18 protein-coding genes, 4 tRNA genes and 1 other RNA gene are annotated in these 17731 nt (G+C 49.3%); 14 read left to right on the forward strand and 9 right to left on the reverse strand.

Annotated elements, in window-relative coordinates; translation table 11 throughout:
• Nucleotides 1-62: 62 nt before the first annotated feature.
• The 5 genes from QUE34_RS14590 to QUE34_RS14610 all read left to right on the forward strand — a co-directional run bounded on the left by QUE34_RS14590 (nt 63) and on the right by QUE34_RS14610 (nt 616).
• A tRNA-Val gene (locus QUE34_RS14590) sits at nt 63-138 on the forward strand.
• Nucleotides 139-182: 44 nt separating this feature from the next.
• A tRNA-Val gene (locus tag QUE34_RS14595) sits at nt 183-258 on the forward strand.
• Nucleotides 259-304: 46 nt separating this feature from the next.
• Nucleotides 305-380, forward strand: a tRNA-Val gene (locus QUE34_RS14600).
• A gap of 4 nt (nt 381-384) precedes the next feature.
• Nucleotides 385-460, forward strand: a tRNA-Lys gene (locus tag QUE34_RS14605).
• Between the two features lie 30 nt (nt 461-490).
• A non-coding RNA gene (locus tag QUE34_RS14610) (RtT sRNA) lies at nt 491-616 on the forward strand.
• A 110-nt stretch (nt 617-726) separates the two neighbouring features.
• Here the strand turns inward: QUE34_RS14610 and xapR are convergent.
• Genes xapR through xapA form a run of 4 tightly spaced genes read right to left on the reverse strand, consistent with a single transcriptional unit; the run spans nt 727 to nt 4013 of the window.
• Nucleotides 727-1611 carry a DNA-binding transcriptional regulator XapR gene (xapR, locus tag QUE34_RS14615; protein ID WP_105268370.1) on the reverse strand — a complete coding sequence of 295 codons (885 nt, stop codon included), beginning with the start codon at nt 1609-1611 and terminating at the stop codon, nt 727-729.
• Nucleotides 1612-1651: 40 nt separating this feature from the next.
• Entirely contained in the window at nt 1652-1810 is a 159-nt protein-coding gene (locus QUE34_RS14620) for a DUF1427 family protein (protein WP_000651752.1), read from the reverse strand.
• A 52-nt stretch (nt 1811-1862) separates the two neighbouring features.
• Entirely contained in the window at nt 1863-3119 is a 1257-nt protein-coding gene (gene xapB, locus QUE34_RS14625) for a xanthosine/proton symporter XapB (protein ID WP_000020390.1), read from the reverse strand.
• 60 nt (nt 3120-3179) lie between these two features.
• On the reverse strand, nt 3180-4013 hold the full coding sequence (xapA, locus tag QUE34_RS14630) for a xanthosine phosphorylase (protein ID WP_032303492.1): 834 nt from the start codon (nt 4011-4013) through the stop codon (nt 3180-3182).
• A 248-nt stretch (nt 4014-4261) separates the two neighbouring features.
• Between xapA and QUE34_RS14635 the strand changes: the two genes are divergently transcribed.
• Nucleotides 4262-5026, forward strand: coding sequence for a nucleoside-specific channel-forming Tsx family protein (locus QUE34_RS14635; RefSeq protein WP_047645728.1), 765 nt, complete (start codon nt 4262-4264; stop codon nt 5024-5026).
• 38 nt (nt 5027-5064) lie between these two features.
• Here the strand turns inward: QUE34_RS14635 and QUE34_RS14640 are convergent, their stop codons facing one another.
• The gene (locus QUE34_RS14640; RefSeq protein WP_047645727.1) at nt 5065-5991 is read right to left on the reverse strand and encodes a LysR family transcriptional regulator; all 927 of its coding nucleotides are present in this window, start codon (nt 5989-5991) and stop codon (nt 5065-5067) included.
• 89 nt (nt 5992-6080) lie between these two features.
• On the opposite strand from QUE34_RS14640, the gene QUE34_RS14645 reads away from it, so the two are divergent.
• Nucleotides 6081-7079 carry a bile acid:sodium symporter family protein gene (locus QUE34_RS14645; protein ID WP_000765612.1) on the forward strand — a complete coding sequence of 333 codons (999 nt, stop codon included), beginning with the start codon at nt 6081-6083 and terminating at the stop codon, nt 7077-7079.
• On the opposite strand, the gene QUE34_RS14650 is transcribed toward QUE34_RS14645, so the two are convergent.
• The 3 genes from QUE34_RS14650 to zipA all read right to left on the reverse strand — a co-directional run bounded on the left by QUE34_RS14650 (nt 7076) and on the right by zipA (nt 10380).
• Nucleotides 7076-7294 (reverse strand): DUF3820 family protein, encoded by a 219-nt coding sequence (locus QUE34_RS14650; protein ID WP_000410201.1) that lies wholly within the window; start codon nt 7292-7294, stop codon nt 7076-7078. The two genes, QUE34_RS14645 and QUE34_RS14650, sit on opposite strands and share 4 nt — an antisense overlap.
• Nucleotide 7295: 1 nt before the next feature.
• Nucleotides 7296-9311 carry an NAD-dependent DNA ligase LigA gene (gene ligA, locus QUE34_RS14655; RefSeq protein WP_000443686.1) on the reverse strand — a complete coding sequence of 672 codons (2016 nt, stop codon included), beginning with the start codon at nt 9309-9311 and terminating at the stop codon, nt 7296-7298.
• 70 nt (nt 9312-9381) lie between these two features.
• Nucleotides 9382-10380 (reverse strand): cell division protein ZipA, encoded by a 999-nt coding sequence (zipA, locus tag QUE34_RS14660; RefSeq protein ID WP_001305210.1) that lies wholly within the window; start codon nt 10378-10380, stop codon nt 9382-9384.
• Between the two features lie 229 nt (nt 10381-10609).
• Between zipA and cysZ the strand changes: the two genes are divergently transcribed.
• From cysZ to crr, 5 genes are all read left to right on the forward strand, one after another.
• Nucleotides 10610-11371: a sulfate transporter CysZ gene (gene cysZ / locus QUE34_RS14665; protein ID WP_000254839.1), complete on the forward strand. Its 762-nt coding sequence runs from the start codon at nt 10610-10612 to the stop codon at nt 11369-11371.
• Nucleotides 11372-11555: 184 nt separating this feature from the next.
• A complete protein-coding gene (gene cysK / locus QUE34_RS14670; RefSeq protein ID WP_000034402.1) occupies nt 11556-12527 on the forward strand; it encodes a cysteine synthase A in 972 nt (323 codons plus the stop codon).
• Nucleotides 12528-12910: 383 nt separating this feature from the next.
• Entirely contained in the window at nt 12911-13168 is a 258-nt protein-coding gene (gene ptsH, locus QUE34_RS14675; RefSeq protein WP_000487600.1) for a phosphocarrier protein Hpr, read from the forward strand.
• A gap of 44 nt (nt 13169-13212) precedes the next feature.
• Nucleotides 13213-14940, forward strand: a complete 1728-nt coding sequence (gene ptsI, locus QUE34_RS14680; RefSeq protein ID WP_000623136.1) for a phosphoenolpyruvate-protein phosphotransferase PtsI — start codon at nt 13213-13215, stop codon at nt 14938-14940.
• A 40-nt stretch (nt 14941-14980) separates the two neighbouring features.
• Nucleotides 14981-15490 (forward strand): PTS glucose transporter subunit IIA, encoded by a 510-nt coding sequence (crr, locus tag QUE34_RS14685; protein ID WP_000522247.1) that lies wholly within the window; start codon nt 14981-14983, stop codon nt 15488-15490.
• Between the two features lie 42 nt (nt 15491-15532).
• On the opposite strand, the gene pdxK is transcribed toward crr, so the two are convergent.
• Nucleotides 15533-16384, reverse strand: a complete 852-nt coding sequence (gene pdxK, locus QUE34_RS14690; RefSeq protein WP_032303495.1) for a pyridoxine/pyridoxal/pyridoxamine kinase — start codon at nt 16382-16384, stop codon at nt 15533-15535.
• Nucleotides 16385-16488: 104 nt separating this feature from the next.
• Here pdxK and QUE34_RS14695 point away from each other — a divergent pair, with 104 nt between their 5' ends.
• Both QUE34_RS14695 and QUE34_RS14700 read left to right on the forward strand, forming a co-directional pair.
• Nucleotides 16489-16863: a YfeK family protein gene (locus QUE34_RS14695; protein WP_000719944.1), complete on the forward strand. Its 375-nt coding sequence runs from the start codon at nt 16489-16491 to the stop codon at nt 16861-16863.
• Between the two features lie 32 nt (nt 16864-16895).
• A complete protein-coding gene (locus tag QUE34_RS14700; protein ID WP_000710497.1) occupies nt 16896-17630 on the forward strand; it encodes a WGR domain-containing protein in 735 nt (244 codons plus the stop codon).
• Nucleotides 17631-17731 lie beyond the last annotated feature (101 nt).

Raw genomic sequence — 17731 nt, forward strand, 5'->3', positions numbered from 1 at the left:
TTTCTTTAGAAAATGCGTTGACTCATTTTGAACTCTCCCTATAATGCGACTCCACACAGCGGGGGTGATTAGCTCAGCTGGGAGAGCACCTCCCTTACAAGGAGGGGGTCGGCGGTTCGATCCCGTCATCACCCACCAACTACTTTATGTAGTCTCCGCCGTGTAGCAAGAAATTGAGAAGTGGGTGATTAGCTCAGCTGGGAGAGCACCTCCCTTACAAGGAGGGGGTCGGCGGTTCGATCCCGTCATCACCCACCACTTTCTCGCCAGCTAGATTTCTTGTAAAAATGTGAAGTACCGAAGTGGGTGATTAGCTCAGCTGGGAGAGCACCTCCCTTACAAGGAGGGGGTCGGCGGTTCGATCCCGTCATCACCCACCACTTCGGGTCGTTAGCTCAGTTGGTAGAGCAGTTGACTTTTAATCAATTGGTCGCAGGTTCGAATCCTGCACGACCCACCAATGTAAAAAAGCGCCCTAAAGGCGCTTTTTTGCTATCTGCGATACTCAAAGATTCGAACCTGCAGCAGGTTCGAGTTGAGCGCAGCGAAACAACGGAGCCGCTCGCGGCGACGGCCCGAAGGGCGAGCGAAGCGAGTCATCCTGCACGACCCACCAATGTAAAAAAGCGCCCTAAAGGCGCTTTTTTGCTATCTGCAATTTGCGAAATTGCCTGATGCGCTTCGCTTATCAGACCAACTATGTCCGGCAGTTCCCGTGCCTCTCATCTACTGCGCCAACGCCGCCAGCAGTTTAACCAGCGCGGGCGTCACCTGCTGCGTTTCATAAACAATATATAAGTCTGCCGGGATGCGTTCTTTGAGCGGACGGAATATGACACCGGGCCAGTTCATCTGCGCGTAGCTGTCCGCTATCAATGTGATACCAATACCCATACTGACCATGGCGAGTACCGTTTGCGGTTCATTAACTTCGCGAATAACAACCGGTGAAAATCCCACCTGCTGGCAAACTCGCTGCAAAAAATCCCAGTCAGTGTACACGGGCGGCATTGTAACGAAATACTCGTCACGTAGCGCTTCCAGCCGGACGGTGGAAAATGATGAGAGATGATGCTCTTCAGGCATCGCCACCAGAAACGCCGATTCATGCAACCGTAAGCTGGTAAAACCAGTCGGTGGTTCTGTCGCCATTCGCCAGATCCCGGCATCAAGTTCGCGGCGTTCCAGCAAGGCCATTTGCATCGCGGGCATCTTTTCGCGAAACAGAACTTCAACGTTAGGATTTTCTCTAAGGAATCGCCGCATAACCGGGCGCATCCGTCCCCACATTGCCGTTCCCACAACCCCGAGTTCAATCCGCCCTGCTTCTCCCCGACCTATTTGTTCAACCCGAGCCAATATATTATTTGCATTCACCAGCAATCGACGCGATTCTTCCATCAAGATTTTGCCCGCGTGTGTCAGTACGACGCTGCGCGAATGGCGAATAAAAAGCTGCGTGCCGAGTTGATTTTCCAGCTCTTTAATATGAATACTGAGCGGAGGCTGAGACATATTTAAACGCGCTGCTGCGCGACCAAAATGCAACTCTTCCGCTACGGCAAGAAAATAACGGAGCAACTTAAGATCTGTTCTATATACGCGTTCCATAATTAAGTGCTCCATATAAAAAATACATCATATTAAATTATCATGGCATAAAGTATTTCACCACCAGATATCCGACATACATAAACACGATGGATAATATACCCGGCAATACATTTGGAACAGGAATAGGTAATCGCACGATTGTAAACAAAGCACCAATGCCAAAACCAACGCCAGAAGAAAATAAAATATCTTTCACTAATTAACCTTTATCATAAAAGCAGCCCCAAGGAACAGAGCTGCGAATCCTTTTAATGTGTAACTGAACGATGCGTTATCTTTTCAGGGTCATGGTTATATTTAAACCCAAAGAAAAATATCACTGCGAGGAAAAGAGCATACCCTGCAAACATCAGCCAAATGGTATGCCAATCTTTTACGCCATCCACCGAGAAGTAATCCACTGCCATACCGCTCAGAATCGAGCCAACCCATGCGCCGACGCCATTTACCATCGTCATAAAAAGGCCCTGGGCGCTGGCACGAATGCTGGAATCAACTTCCTGTTCGACAAAGACCGAACCAGAAATATTGAAGAAATCGAATGCACAACCGTAAACAATCATCGACAGCAACAGCAAAATAAACCCGGTTGGTGATGGATCGCCATAGGCAAAGAAGCCAAAGCGCAGCGTCCACGCCACCATACTCATCAGCATGACGGTTTTAATACCGAAACGCTTCAAAAAGAACGGTATCGTCAGAATGAAACCGACTTCAGCCATCTGTGAAACTGACAGTAAAATGGACGGATATTTCACCACGAAGCTATCAGCAAACTCAGGATTACGGGCGAAATCATGCAGGAACGGGTTGCCAAAAACGTTGGTAATTTGCAGCACCGCACCCAGCATCATGGCGAAGAGGAAAAAGATAGCCATGCGTGGATTTTTAAACAGCACGAAGGCATCCAGACCCAGCTTGCTGGCAAGCGATGTAGTCGCTTTTTTCTCCGCAACCGGAATCTTCGGCAAAGTCAGCGCATAAGCCGACAGCAGCAATGACGCACCGGACGCGATATACAGTTGCAGACTACTCAATTCCAGATGCAGCAGGCTTACTGCCCACATGGCGACAATGAACCCCACCGTACCAAAAACGCGAATGGGCGGGAAAGCGGTCACCGGGTCAAGCCCTGCCTGGGCAAGACAGGAATAAGAGACGCTGTTCGATAACGCAATAGTCGGCATAAACGCCATCGCATTGACTAACATCACCCAAAACATCATATCCGGATCAGTTACGGATGCCGCATAAAAAAGTACGCCCGCACACACCAGGTGACACAGCATGTATGCACGTTCTGCACGCAGCCATTTGTCTGCGATGATCCCCATTATACCAGGCATAATAATCGCGGCGATCCCTTTGGAACTGTAAACCATGCCAACATTAGCGCCGGTGAAATGAAGGGTATTAATCATGTAAGAACCGAGGGTAACCAGCCAGCTCCCCCAGATAAAATATTGCAAAAAGGACATTACCTTTAAGCGCAAAGCGATGCTCATAATCGTTTCCTTGTCGCATCATATGGCCTCACTCAGTGAGGCCGTTTATTGTTGTTTTACTCAGGCAATTTTGCGCAGAAAGCCGCAAATAAGATTAATAAAGTTTTGCTTTGAGAGTTCCGCTGCTGCCAGCGTTTGGGCATGAGAAAGCTTCACGTCACTCAGACCTTCCGCCATGTTGGTAATCGCAGAGACCGCAACGACTTTAAGTTCGCAATGGCGAGCTGAAATAACCTCAGGCACCACAGACATACCAACAACATCCCCACCAATAATTTGCATCATGCGAATTTCCGCCGCAGTCTCGAAATTCGGCCCCGGATACGAGACGAACACGCCCTCCGTCAGAGGGAACCCCTCTTCTTTCGCCACTTTTTGTAACAGTGCGCGGTATTCCGCATCGTAGGCATTCGCCAGCGAGAAGAAGCGCTCACCAAAACGTTCATCATTAAGACCCACCATCGGCGTTCCCGGCATGGTGTTGATGTGATCTTTCAATGCGACCAGACTGCCGGCCCCCACTTCAGGATGCAGTGAGCCAGCCGCATTGGTGCAGAACAGCAACTCGCAGCCCAGCAACTTAAAGGTACGGATTGCATCCGTCATGATGGTCATCCCACGACCTTCGTAGAAATGTCCGCGACCTTTCATGCACGCCACTGGCACCCCCTGGAGATAACCCAGCACCAGCTCACCCGCATGACCGTGTACGGTACTTACCGGGAACCCAGGCAGCTTTTCGTAGGAAATTGCGACCGCGTTCTCAATCTGATCGGCCAGCGCGCCCAGCCCGGAACCTAAAATAAAGGCCACTCGTGGCGTGAAATCAGGTTTATAAGTCTTGATAATATCTACGCAATACAGTGGGTTATGAGAAAACTGAGCCTGATACATATATATCCTTTTTTTGTAGGGTGGAATCTAACGCCTTTTTATAACGAGATTGCCCTACCTCATACCAATACACTTTTTTCATGTATCCGATAGTTATTCGATATCGATATATTTATATTTTTTCACTATTAATAGGCTGAAAAAACTGTATTGGTACTCTCCTTTCCCTTGCATTAACAATATGCCGCTTTTAATCAACCTTTTTATTAAGCAATCAACTAATAACGATCGGCATAGGGAATTATGCTATGAAAAAACATCTTTTTACTCTGACACTCTCTTTTGTATTGGCGATACCAGCAGTATCCCATGCAGAATTTAAAGGCGGTTTTGCTGATATAGGTATTCATTATCTTGACTGGACTAGCAGAACCACTGAGAAATCGTCGACCAAATCACACAAAGATGATTTTGGATATCTGGAACTGGAAGGCGGCGCTAACTTTAGTTGGGGAGAAATGTACGGGTTCTTCGACTGGGAAAACTTTTATAATGATCGTCATGATAAACAGGGTAGCGAGCAGCGTTATACATTTAAAAATACCAACCGTATTTACCTGGGTGACACCGGATTTAATCTCTACTTGCATGCGTATGGCACCTACGGTTCTGCGAATCGTGTGAATTTCCATGACGATATGTTCCTTTACGGGATCGGCTACAATTTCACCGGCAGCGGTTGGTGGTTCAAACCGTTCTTTGCAAAACGCTATACAGACCAAACCTATTATACCGGCGATAACGGTTATGTCGCCGGTTGGGTTGCAGGTTACAGCTTTATGCTGGGCAGTGAGAAATTCACCCTCACCAACTGGAACGAGTACGAGTTTGATCGTGATGCCACCTACGCGGCAGGTAATGGCGGCAAAGAAGGTCTGAACGGTGCCGTCGCACTTTGGTGGAATGCAACTTCACACATCACCACAGGGATTCAGTATCGTTATGCGGATGACAAACTGGGCGAAGATTTTTACCAGGATGCGATAATCTACTCCATCAAATTTAATTTCTGATTGATTACTGCCGGAGCTCCCGGCAGTATGAATTCACTCTATATCTGATACAACGGATCCCCTTCCCGCCCAGCCATTAGCGCATTGCCCTGGTCTCGTACTACGTCCCATAACGCTTCAGCGGCGGTGGAAAGTGAACGGTTCTTCCTGCGCACCAGCATCAACTGGCGTTCAACCACCGGCGTAATGCGCTTTACCACCAGTGGGCTACCTTCAGGCAATGGTAGCGCCAGTGCGGGAAGAATACTGATGCCGATGCCTGCGGCTACCATCGGGAACAGCGTCGCCGGATGACCAATCTCCTGCACAATATTCGCCTGAATACCATTGCGCGTCAGCGCTGCGTCAATCAGCGGTCGGCTGCCTGACGCGTAATCCTGCAACACCAATTTCGCTCCCTGTAATGCCTGCCAGGGTACATAATCTTCCACGGCCAAAGCGCTATCGCGATGGCAAAGCAGAAAGAAAGGCTCGGAAAGAATCGCTTCACATTGCAGATCGCCCACTGGGCCTGGATCGATGACGATGCCAAAATCGACATCTCCCTGGCGAATACTTTCCATCACCCACTGCTGCGGACGATCGTGCAGGACAAACTGAATATCTGGATAGCGGCGATGGCTTTCAGCAATGCATTGCGGAATAAGATGCGCGGAAATGGTCTGGCTGGCAGCGACCCGAACTTTTCCGCTCAGTTGTTGCCCCATACGCCCGGTATCGCGCAACGTGCTGTTAAGTTCATCCAGCAGTCGCTCAAGACGCAAAGCCAACTGCTGCCCTGCATCTGTAAGCACCACTTCACGCGTGGTTCTGTCCAGCAGGCGAACACCAGTATGATTTTCCAGCTCCTTCACACTGTGACTCACTGCCGACTGGCTCAGGCCGATACGCTCTCCTGCACGACTAAAACTTTTCTCCTGCGCTACTGTGACGAAAACCTTTAATTGCTTTAAAGAATAATTCATCTGTTTTCTTCATGAATGGATGCAATAAATCGATTTTATTTCTCAAACTGGAAGAAGCACAATAGAACCATCGATCATCTGGAGTCTTTATGAAACTTTTTCGTATCCTCGATCCTTTTACCTTAACCCTGATCACGGTGGTGTTGCTGGCCTCTTTCTTTCCGGCCAGGGGCGATTTCGTTCCCTTCTTTGAAAATCTGACTACCGCAGCTATTGCCCTGCTGTTCTTTATGCACGGTGCGAAGTTATCGCGAGAGGCCATTATTGCAGGCGGTGGTCATTGGCGACTGCATTTATGGGTGATGTGTAGCACCTTCGTGCTGTTCCCAATTTTGGGCGTGCTGTTTGCCTGGTGGAAACCGGTAAATGTCGACCCGATGCTCTATTCCGGTTTTCTCTACTTGTGCATTCTTCCTGCTACCGTGCAGTCTGCAATCGCCTTCACGTCAATGGCGGGCGGTAACGTCGCGGCGGCGGTTTGTTCTGCGTCGGCATCCAGCCTACTGGGGATTTTCCTTTCACCATTGCTGGTTGGTCTGGTGATGAATGTTCACGGTGCAGGGGGCAGCCTTGAGCAGGTCGGTAAAATTATGCTGCAACTGTTGCTGCCATTTGTGTTGGGGCATCTTTCCCGCCCTTGGATTGGCAACTGGGTGTCGCGTAATAAAAAATGGATTGCGAAAACTGACCAGACGTCCATTCTGTTGGTGGTTTATACGGCATTCAGCGAAGCCGTCGTTAACGGCATCTGGCATAAAGTTGGCTGGGGATCATTGCTGTTTATCGTGGTGGTCAGCTGCGTTCTTCTGGCTATCGTGATTGTAGTTAACGTCTTTATGGCACGCCGACTGGGCTTCAATAAGGCAGATGAAATTACTATCGTCTTTTGTGGTTCGAAAAAGAGTCTGGCAAATGGCATCCCGATGGCAAACATTCTGTTCCCCACATCGGTGATCGGTATGATGGTGCTGCCTCTGATGATTTTCCATCAGATCCAATTGATGGTCTGTGCGGTGCTGGCGCGTCGATACAAACGCCAGACCGAACAGTTACAGGCGCAGCAGGAAAGCAGCGCCGATAAAGCTTAAAGTGGGCGTTTCAGGGGCTGGACCAGTTGCGTCAGCCCCTCGGTTTTAATCAGCAGCGTGATTTGCATTAGCTCACCGAGCTTCCCTGCCGGGAACTCATCTTTGCGGGCAAACCACAGAAGATACTCCTCCGGCAGGTCGATTAAGCGACGCCCTTTGTATTTGCCAAACGGCATTATCGTATTGGCTATTTCAATCAGCTGCTCTTTTTCCATCTCAGCTACCCAGCAAACGCAGCATTTCCGTTTCGTCGATGACTTCAATGCCCAGTTCCTGCGCCTTCGCCAGTTTAGATCCTGCAGCTTCACCCGCTATCACCAGATCGGTTTTCTTCGACACGCTGCCCGCGACTTTCGCGCCCAGTTCGACCAGTCGAGCTTTAGCGTCATCACGCGACATCTGGCTTAAGCTGCCCGTAAGCACCACGGTTTTACCAGCAAACGGGCTGTCAATCTCTTCCGCGTTAATCACCACCGGCGCAGGCCAGTGAACGCCTTCCGCCAACAGCTCGCTGATGACATTGCGGTTGCTTTCTTCGGCAAAGAAGTTGTGAACGTGGGAGGCAACGACAATGCCAACATCAGGCACCTTTTGCAGCTCTTCAATCGAAGCGGCTTCCAGCGCTTCCAGCGTGCCGAAATATGCCGCCAGACCTGCTGCGGTGGCCTCGCCGACTTCACGGATGCCAAGTGCATAGAGGAAGCGGGCAAAGGTGGTTTCTTTCGCTTTTTCCAGCGCGTTAACCACATTTTGTGCCGATTTCGGCCCCATGCGCTCCAGTCCGGTCAGTTTGCCTGCGGTGAGTTTGAACAGATCCGCCGGGGTATGGACATATTCTTTTTCAACCAGTTGATCGATGATTTTGTCGCCCATACCGTCAACGTCCATCGCACGGCGGGAAACAAAGTGTTTCAGCGACTCTTTACGCTGAGCACCGCAAATCAGGCCACCGGTACAGCGGGCAACCGCTTCACCTTCCACACGCTCGACGTCAGAACCACATACCGGACAATGCGTCGGGAATACAACCTCACGGGTATCTTCCGGGCGTTCAGAAAGCACGACGTTAACCACCTGCGGGATCACGTCGCCAGCGCGGCGAATCACCACTTTATCGCCAATGCGTAAACCAAGACGTTCGATTTCGTCAGCATTATGCAGTGTAGCGTTACTCACCAGCACACCAGCAACATGGACTGGTTCAAGACGCGCAACAGGCGTAATCGCGCCAGTACGCCCAACCTGAAACTCGACGTCACGCACAAAGGTCATCTGTTCCTGCGCCGGGAATTTAAACGCTACCGCCCAGCGCGGGGCTCGCGCGACAAAGCCAAGCTGCTCCTGCTGTGCCAGAGAGTTGACCTTAATTACCACGCCGTCGATATCAAAGCCCAGCGTCGGGCGGTCTTCTTCCACTTTGTGGTAGAACGCCAGCACTTCTTCCGCCGATTCACAAAGCGTTACTCGATCGCTGACCGGCAAACCCCACTTTTTAAATTGCAGTAAACGGCCAAGATGAGTATCCGGCAGCTCGCCACCTTCCAGAACACCGACGCCATAGCAGAAAAAAGTGAGCGGTCGCTTCGCTGTAATACGCGGATCAAGCTGACGCAGTGAACCTGCAGCCGCATTACGCGGGTTAGCAAACACTTTCCCGCCTGTGCGTCGCGCATCTTCGTTGATCTTTTCGAAGCCGGCCTGCGGCAGGAACACTTCACCACGAACTTCCAGACGCGCCGGGATATTCTCGCCGTGAAGCTTCAGCGGAATGGCGCGAATAGTACGCACGTTTGATGTAATGTCTTCGCCGGTAGTGCCATCGCCACGGGTCGCTGCACTGACTAAAACGCCATTTTCATACAGAATGCTGACGGCAAGACCATCCAGTTTCAGCTCACAGCACCAGGTCACTTTTTCGTTGCTTTTCAGACGATCCTGTACGCGTTTGTTGAAAGCAAGAAAGCTTTCTTCATCAAAGACGTTATCCAGCGACAACATGGGCACTTCATGGCGGATCTGGCTGAAAGCCGCCAGCGGCGCAGCACCTACACGTTGGGTAGGTGAATCAGGTGTAATCAGCTCTGGATGTTTGGTTTCCAGCTCGCGCAGTTCACGCATCAGCCTGTCATATTCAGCGTCGGGAATTTCCGGCGCATCCATCACATGATAAAGATATTCATGATGGCGAAGCGTCGTTCGCAGTTCTGTCAGTTGTTGTTCGATTGATTCCATATCGCACCATCAATGCTAAAAACCCCCGACAAGCGGGGGTTCGAAGATAAGTTAATTTGCCTTAAGTGTATCAGGCGTTGGCGTCTTTGACTTCGCGGATGATGTCCTGGTACTCGCGCAATTTCTGCGGAGTCATCATACGGCGCTGATCGTCAAGCACTACACCGCCCACTTCATCGGCAATATGCTGCGCAGATTGCAGCATCAGCTTAAAGTTCTGCAGCTCGTCACCGTAAGACGGTACCTGCATAAAGATAGTGACACCCGGAGTAGTGAAATCCTTCATTTCAGGATCGAAGGTTCCCGGTTTCACCATATTCGCCAGGCTGAATAACGCCGGGCCGCTGCCATCCGGGCTAAGATGACGATGGTAAATGTTCATATCGCCAAAAATAAAGCCCGCTTGTTGAATGCTGTTAAGAAGCAGTTCACCGTTTAACTCGCTACCATGATGCGCCGCGACGTTCATGATAATCACCGCTTCTTTGCGCTTCGGTTTATCCATAACTGGAGCCGGTTCCGCTACAGGCTCAGGCTGTGGTGCCGCTACAGGTTCTGCAGGCTGGAAAGCCTGTTGTGCCGGTTGCGGTGCTGAATGCACTGGCTGCGGCGCTGACGCGACCTGTGGCGAAACTGGCTGCTGCAACGGCTGTTCAGGCTGAGGCTGATAGGCAGGCTGCTGCACGGGTTGCTGCACCGGCTGCGTTGGACGCGGAGCATGTTGCGGCGGTACCTGCGCTTCAGGCGGCTGCTGGACCGGTTGACGCGGCTGCGCAGACGCATAAGGCGGTTGGTACTGGTGTTGCGGCGACGGACGAGCAGCCTCATGCTCCTGGGCGTTAGCCGGGGCATGATTCACGCGGTGAACACGAACCTCACCAACGCCCTCATCATCTTCGACATCCTCGTCATAAGAATCGTCGTCACGTTTTGACTTCATTCGTTTTAATGGCCGATCGCGGAACATAGAAGATCGTTCTTTACGGCTGGTCCAGAAACCATGTACCAGTAAAGCGATTATGGCGATCGCGCCAACAATGATTAATATCAGACGCAAATCCTGCATCATTATATTCTCTGTTGTTCTAACACCTTGCCACCACGGCAAACATTTACTCACTAAGAGTATTTGCCGATTACCTCAAGTGCAAGTGCACTATTAACTTTCACAGCACAAAGATAGATGAAATCGTGCTTTTTGCTGTTTTTTCGAACATATCCTAACTGTCCATTGCGCAATTACCCGGTAAAATACGCAGAATTTTCCTGGGATTGGTCAAAAGGAGCTCATCCTGATTATGGTTTCATCATTCACATCTGCCCCACGCAGCGGTTTTTACTATTTTGCGCAAGGCTGGAAGCTCGTCTCGCAACCTGGGATTCGGCGTTTTGTTATTTTACCGCTGTTGGTCAATATTTTGTTGATGGGGGGCGCATTCTGGTGGCTCTTTACGCAACTCGATGTCTGGATCCCGACTCTCATGAGTTATGTTCCGGACTGGTTACAATGGCTGAGCTATCTGTTGTGGCCCCTGGCTGTCATCTCTGTGCTGTTAGTGTTTGGCTATTTCTTCTCAACGATTGCTAACTGGATTGCTGCTCCGTTCAACGGTTTATTGGCTGAACAACTGGAAGCAAGACTGACTGGCGCTACACCGCCAGATACCGGAATTTTCGGTATCATGAAAGATGTGCCGCGAATCATGAAACGCGAATGGCAAAAATTTGCCTGGTATCTGCCGCGCGCAATTGTATTGCTAATTCTTTACTTCATCCCTGGCATTGGGCAAACCGTCGCACCGGTACTGTGGTTCCTGTTTAGCGCCTGGATGTTAGCCATCCAGTATTGCGATTACCCCTTCGATAACCACAAAGTGCCGTTTAAAGAGATGCGCACCGCCCTGCGCACACGCAAAATCACCAATATGCAGTTTGGTGCTTTAACCAGCCTGTTTACGATGATCCCGCTGCTTAATCTGTTCATTATGCCCGTTGCCGTTTGTGGCGCGACGGCGATGTGGGTCGATTGCTATCGCGATAAACACGCGATGTGGCGGTAACAATCTACCGGTTATTTTGTAAACCGTTTGTGTGAAACAGGGGTGGCTTATGCCACCCCTTATTCCATCTTGCATGTCATTATTTCCCTTCTGTATATAGATATGCTAAATCCTTACTTCCGCATATTCTCTGAGCGGGTATGCTACCTGTTGTATCCCAATTTCATACAGTTAAGGACAGGCCATGAGTAAGATTTTTGAAGATAACTCGCTGACTATCGGTCACACACCGCTGGTTCGCCTGAATCGCATCGGTAACGGACGCATTCTGGCGAAGGTGGAATCTCGTAACCCCAGCTTCAGCGTTAAGTGCCGTATCGGTGCCAATATGATTTGGGATGCCGAAAAGCGCGGCGTGCTGAAACCAGGCGTTGAACTGGTTGAACCAACCAGCGGTAATACCGGGATTGCACTGGCCTATGTGGCTGCCGCTCGCGGTTACAAACTCACCCTGACCATGCCAGAAACCATGAGTATTGAACGCCGCAAGCTGCTGAAAGCGTTAGGTGCAAACCTGGTGCTGACCGAAGGTGCTAAAGGCATGAAAGGCGCAATCCAAAAAGCAGAAGAAATTGTCGCCAGCAATCCAGAGAAATACCTACTGCTGCAACAATTCAGCAATCCGGCAAACCCTGAAATTCACGAAAAAACCACCGGTCCGGAGATCTGGGAAGATACCGACGGTCAGGTTGATGTATTTATTGCTGGTGTTGGGACTGGCGGTACGCTGACCGGCGTCAGCCGCTACATTAAAGGCACTAAAGGCAAGACTGATCTCATCTCTGTCGCCGTGGAGCCAACCGATTCTCCGGTTATCGCCCAGGCGCTGGCAGGTGAAGAGATTAAACCTGGCCCGCATAAAATTCAGGGGATTGGCGCTGGTTTTATCCCGGCTAATCTTGATCTCAAGCTGGTCGATAAAGTCATTGGCATCACCAATGAAGAAGCTATTTCTACCGCGCGTCGTCTGATGGAAGAGGAAGGTATTCTTGCAGGTATCTCTTCTGGAGCGGCTGTTGCTGCAGCGTTGAAACTACAAGAAGATGAAAGCTTTACCAACAAGAATATTGTGGTTATTCTACCGTCATCGGGTGAGCGTTATTTAAGCACCGCATTGTTTGCCGATCTCTTCACTGAGAAAGAATTGCAACAGTAATGCCAGCTTGTTAAAAATGCGTAAAAAAGCACCTTTTCAGGTGCTTTTTTGTGGCCTGCTTCAAACTTTCGCCCCTCCTGGCATTGATTCAGCCTGTCGGAACTGGTATTTAACCAGACTAATTATTTTGATGCGCGAAATTAATCGTTACAGGAAAAGCCATAGCTGAATCGATTTTATGATTTGGTTCAATTCTTCCTTTAGCGGCATAATGTTTAATGACGTACGAAACGTCAGCGGTCAACACCCGCCAGCAAAGGACTGTATTGCGCTCTTCGTGCGTCGCGTCTGTTAAAAACTGGCGCTAACAATACAGGCTAAAGTCGAACCGCCAGGCTAGACTTTAGTTCCACAACACTAAACCTATAAGTTGGGGAAATACAATGTTCCAGCAAGAAGTTACCATTACCGCTCCGAACGGTCTGCACACCCGCCCTGCTGCCCAGTTTGTAAAAGAAGCTAAGGGCTTCACTTCTGAAATTACTGTGACTTCCAACGGCAAAAGCGCCAGCGCGAAAAGCCTGTTTAAACTGCAGACTCTGGGCCTGACTCAAGGTACCGTTGTGACTATCTCCGCAGAAGGCGAAGACGAACAGAAAGCGGTTGAACATCTGGTTAAACTGATGGCGGAACTCGAGTAATTTCCCGGGTTCTTTTAAAAATCAGTCACAAGTAAGGTAGGGTTATGATTTCAGGCATTTTAGCATCCCCGGGTATCGCTTTCGGTAAAGCTCTGCTTCTGAAAGAAGACGAAATTGTCATTGACCGGAAAAAAATTTCTGCCGACCAGGTTGATCAGGAAGTTGAACGTTTTCTGAGCGGTCGTGCCAAGGCATCAGCCCAGCTGGAAACGATCAAAACGAAAGCTGGTGAAACGTTCGGTGAAGAAAAAGAAGCCATCTTTGAAGGGCATATTATGCTACTCGAAGATGAGGAGCTGGAGCAGGAAATCATAGCCCTGATTAAAGATAAGCACATGACAGCTGACGCAGCTGCTCATGAAGTTATCGAAGGTCAGGCTTCTGCCCTGGAAGAGCTGGATGATGAATACCTGAAAGAGCGTGCGGCTGACGTACGTGATATCGGTAAGCGCCTGCTGCGCAACATCCTGGGCCTGAAGATTATCGACCTGAGCGCCATTCAGGATGAAGTCATTCTGGTTGCCGCTGATCTGACGCCGTCCGAAACCGCACAGCTGAACCTGAAGAAGGTGCTGGGTTTCATCACCGACGCGGGTGGCCGTACTTCCCACACCTCTATCATGGCGCGTTCTCTGGAACTGCCTGCTATCGTGGGTACCGGTAGCGTCACCTCTCAGGTGAAAAATGACGACTATCTGATTCTGGATGCCGTAAATAATCAGGTTTACGTCAATCCAACCAACGAAGTTATTGATAAAATGCGCGCTGTTCAGGAGCAAGTGGCTTCTGAAAAAGCAGAGCTTGCTAAACTGAAAGATCTGCCAGCTATTACGCTGGACGGTCACCAGGTAGAAGTGTGCGCTAACATCGGTACGGTTCGTGACGTTGAAGGTGCAGAGCGTAACGGCGCTGAAGGCGTTGGTCTGTATCGTACTGAGTTCCTGTTCATGGACCGCGACGCGCTGCCCACTGAAGAAGAACAGTTTGCTGCTTACAAAGCAGTAGCTGAAGCGTGTGGCTCACAAGCGGTTATCGTTCGTACCATGGACATCGGCGGCGACAAAGAGCTGCCATACATGAACTTCCCGAAAGAAGAGAACCCGTTCCTCGGCTGGCGCGCTATCCGTATCGCGATGGATCGTAAAGAGATCCTGCGCGATCAGCTCCGCGCTATCCTGCGTGCCTCTGCTTTCGGTAAATTGCGCATCATGTTCCCGATGATCATCTCTGTTGAAGAAGTGCGTGCACTGCGCAAAGAGATCGAAATCTACAAACAGGAACTGCGCGACGAAGGTAAAGCGTTTGACGAGTCAATTGAAATCGGCGTAATGGTGGAAACACCAGCGGCCGCAACAATTGCACGTCATTTAGCCAAAGAAGTTGATTTCTTTAGTATCGGCACCAATGATTTAACGCAGTACACTCTGGCAGTTGACCGTGGTAATGATATGATTTCACACCTTTACCAGCCAATGTCACCGTCCGTGCTGAACTTGATCAAGCAAGTTATTGATGCTTCTCATGCTGAAGGCAAATGGACTGGCATGTGTGGTGAGCTTGCTGGCGATGAACGTGCTACACTTCTGTTGCTGGGGATGGGTCTGGACGAATTCTCTATGAGCGCCATTTCTATCCCGCGCATTAAGAAGATTATCCGTAACACGAACTTCGAAGATGCGAAGGTGTTAGCAGAGCAGGCTCTTGCTCAACCGACAACGGACGAGTTAATGACGCTGGTTAACAAGTTCATTGAAGAAAAAACAATCTGCTAATCCACGAGATGCGGCCCAATTTACTGCTTAGGAGAAGATCATGGGTTTGTTCGATAAACTGAAATCTCTGGTTTCCGACGACAAGAAGGATACCGGAACTATTGAGATCATTGCTCCGCTCTCTGGCGAGATCGTCAATATCGAAGACGTGCCGGATGTCGTTTTTGCGGAAAAAATCGTTGGTGATGGTATTGCTATCAAACCAACTGGTAACAAAATGGTCGCGCCTGTAGACGGCACCATTGGTAAAATCTTTGAAACCAACCACGCGTTCTCTATCGAATCTGATAGCGGCGTTGAGTTGTTCGTTCACTTCGGTATCGACACTGTTGAACTGAAAGGCGAAGGCTTCAAGCGTATTGCTGAAGAAGGTCAGCGCGTGAAAGTTGGCGATACTGTGATTGAATTCGATCTGCCGCTGCTGGAAGAGAAAGCCAAGTCTACCCTGACTCCGGTTGTTATCTCCAACATGGACGAAATCAAAGAACTGATCAAACTGTCCGGTAGCGTGACTGTGGGTGAAACTCCGGTTATTCGCATCAAGAAATAATTCTTGCCGCAGTGAAAAATGGCGCCGATGGGCGCCATTTTTTTATGCTTCCGTCAGGGGCGGCAAAATCAATTCATCACTACCATGCTGCTGGGTATAGCGCATCACCTGCAGCACGCGTAATCCCGCGCTATGTACCGCGTCAGTTAATTCCTTACCTTTCAACAAGCCACTGATAAGCTGGGCGCAAAACAGATCGCCTGTTCCTTTAAGATCCGTCTTTACCCGAGAATGGGAAATGACATTCACGCTGTCGGCACTGACCACCACCACCTGCATCTCCTGATTTTCTTCGTTACCGGAGGCGCTGGTAATGACCACCCATTTTAAGGTGTCTGAAAGCAGACTTTTTGCTGCGGCAATGGCACTGTCGAGATCGCGGCAATCTTTACCGGTCAGGATTTCCAGCTCAAAGATATTAGGCGTAATACCCTGCGCCAGAGGCAGTAAATATTGTCGGTATGCCTCAGGAAGGTCAGGTTTGACATAAATTCCGCTATCAATATCGCCAATCACCGGATCGACCATAATCAATAAGTCAGGATGGTCTTTGCGTAGCGCAGTCAGCCACTCGGCAAGGATTTTGATTTGCGATGCCGTTCCCATATAGCCCGTGGTGACAGCGCGCAGCTGGCGCAGCGCATCACGCTCCTGAAGCGCACGCAAATAACCGCTAAACCATTCGTCCGGAATCGCACCACCGTAGAAAGTGTCATAATGCGGCGTATTGCTCAGCAATACCGTCGGCACGGCAAAGACATTCAGGCCGTTCTGTTTGATAGCAGGCACGGCAATGCTGTTGCCTACGCTGCCGTACACTACCTGCGACTGCACGGCGACGATATCCGCCTGCAATGCCCTGCTCTTATCGTTAAACAACAACAAACTACTCATTTAATTTTTTCTCCTTGCCGATGATCCTCATCGTATTCCAACCGAAACTTTACCTGATTCTGGCAGTCAAATCGGCTATCACAAAACAAGGATAAGGTAATTCAATGAAGAAAATCATTTGTCTGGTCATTACGCTGCTAATGACACTCCCCGCTTACGCGAAGTTAACCGCCCACGAAGAAGCCCGCATCAACGCCATGCTGGAGGGATTAGCACAGAAAAAGGATTTGATATTTGTGCGCAACGGCGATGAACATACCTGCGATGAAGCGGTTTCCCATTTGCGTCTGAAGCTGGGCAATACCCGTAATCGCATTGATACTGCTGAGCAATTTATTGATAAGGTTGCTTCGTCATCATCGATTACCGGGAAGCCGTATATCGTGAAGATGCCCGGTAAGAGCGATGAAAACGCGCAACCTTTTTTACATGCGTTAATTGCGCAGACGGATAAAACGGTGCCTGCGGAAGGGAATTAATCCGCTTTGGCAAGGCATTTACAGGAGGTAACATGAAAAAATGCTTTATTTATAACGATGAAAAATCGAATAAATTTTGGTGGATAGATTACGAAGGGGATAGTTTAGCTATCAACTATGGCAAGGTAGGTAGTATTGGTAAATTCCAGACAAAAGAGTTCGATAATGAAGAACAGTGTCTGAAAGAAGCCAGTAAATTGATTGCCGCAAAAATGAAGAAAGGCTATCAAGAAGATCCAAACTTTAACTACATGGATCGCTACTATTTTGATGATGAAGAAATTGGGTTACATGTTAAAACGTCACACCCAAACTTCCAGTGCCATTTTACTGATCCACTTTATGTGTGTTGCTGGGATGAAGAATCTCCTTTTGGCAGCGATGAAGGTGCTGATGCTCTAAACGTTCTTGAAAATAGCCTGCGTAAAGAGCCGGATCTAGATTGTGCTGATTTCCCTCAAATGTTAATTGAAACTATCTGGGGTATGAAATATATCGCTATGGAAAGTATTCTTGAAGAGGATATTCGTGCGCAATTACTAGCCGATGAAATGAGCACTATCCAGAGCAATATGATTACCTACGCAACTGCATTCGGTCAGATTAAAGTCATGGGTAAAATCTCCCATAAACTTAAAAAGATGGGACTCAATGCACTAGCCCGTCATCAGCTTACCGCAAAAATTCTTCAATGGGGTGATGGTCAGGACTCACCAATACTTCAAAAAATGATTGATGACCTTACTACGTTTCCACACGAAAATTAAAAACTGCATTTGTCGGCAGCAACAACTGCCGACAAAGCAGATTATTGACAAAGTGCACTTTGTTTATGCCAGATGCAGCGTAAACGCCTTATTCGGCCTAC

This window comes from Escherichia sp. KS167_9B, from assembly GCF_030295215.1.
Lineage (GTDB): Bacteria > Pseudomonadota > Gammaproteobacteria > Enterobacterales > Enterobacteriaceae > Escherichia > Escherichia coli_F.

Bases quoted from the DNA above. Each gene is read 5' to 3' on its own strand.
- xapR (WP_105268370.1), bottom strand. From the start codon at position 1,611: ATGGAACGCGTATATAGAACAGATCTTAAGTTGCTCCGTTATTTTCTT.
- xapB (WP_000020390.1), bottom strand. From the start codon at position 3,119: ATGAGCATCGCTTTGCGCTTAAAGGTAATGTCCTTTTTGCAATATTTT.
- xapA (WP_032303492.1), bottom strand. From the start codon at position 4,013: ATGTATCAGGCTCAGTTTTCTCATAACCCACTGTATTGCGTAGATATT.
- QUE34_RS14635 (WP_047645728.1), top strand. From the start codon at position 4,262: ATGAAAAAACATCTTTTTACTCTGACACTCTCTTTTGTATTGGCGATA.
- QUE34_RS14640 (WP_047645727.1), bottom strand. From the start codon at position 5,991: ATGAATTATTCTTTAAAGCAATTAAAGGTTTTCGTCACAGTAGCGCAG.
- QUE34_RS14645 (WP_000765612.1), top strand. From the start codon at position 6,081: ATGAAACTTTTTCGTATCCTCGATCCTTTTACCTTAACCCTGATCACG.
- QUE34_RS14650 (WP_000410201.1), bottom strand. From the start codon at position 7,294: ATGGAAAAAGAGCAGCTGATTGAAATAGCCAATACGATAATGCCGTTT.
- ligA (WP_000443686.1), bottom strand. From the start codon at position 9,311: ATGGAATCAATCGAACAACAACTGACAGAACTGCGAACGACGCTTCGC.
- zipA (WP_001305210.1), bottom strand. From the start codon at position 10,380: ATGATGCAGGATTTGCGTCTGATATTAATCATTGTTGGCGCGATCGCC.
- cysZ (WP_000254839.1), top strand. From the start codon at position 10,610: ATGGTTTCATCATTCACATCTGCCCCACGCAGCGGTTTTTACTATTTT.
- cysK (WP_000034402.1), top strand. From the start codon at position 11,556: ATGAGTAAGATTTTTGAAGATAACTCGCTGACTATCGGTCACACACCG.
- ptsH (WP_000487600.1), top strand. From the start codon at position 12,911: ATGTTCCAGCAAGAAGTTACCATTACCGCTCCGAACGGTCTGCACACC.
- ptsI (WP_000623136.1), top strand. From the start codon at position 13,213: ATGATTTCAGGCATTTTAGCATCCCCGGGTATCGCTTTCGGTAAAGCT.
- crr (WP_000522247.1), top strand. From the start codon at position 14,981: ATGGGTTTGTTCGATAAACTGAAATCTCTGGTTTCCGACGACAAGAAG.
- pdxK (WP_032303495.1), bottom strand. From the start codon at position 16,384: ATGAGTAGTTTGTTGTTGTTTAACGATAAGAGCAGGGCATTGCAGGCG.
- QUE34_RS14695 (WP_000719944.1), top strand. From the start codon at position 16,489: ATGAAGAAAATCATTTGTCTGGTCATTACGCTGCTAATGACACTCCCC.
- QUE34_RS14700 (WP_000710497.1), top strand. From the start codon at position 16,896: ATGAAAAAATGCTTTATTTATAACGATGAAAAATCGAATAAATTTTGG.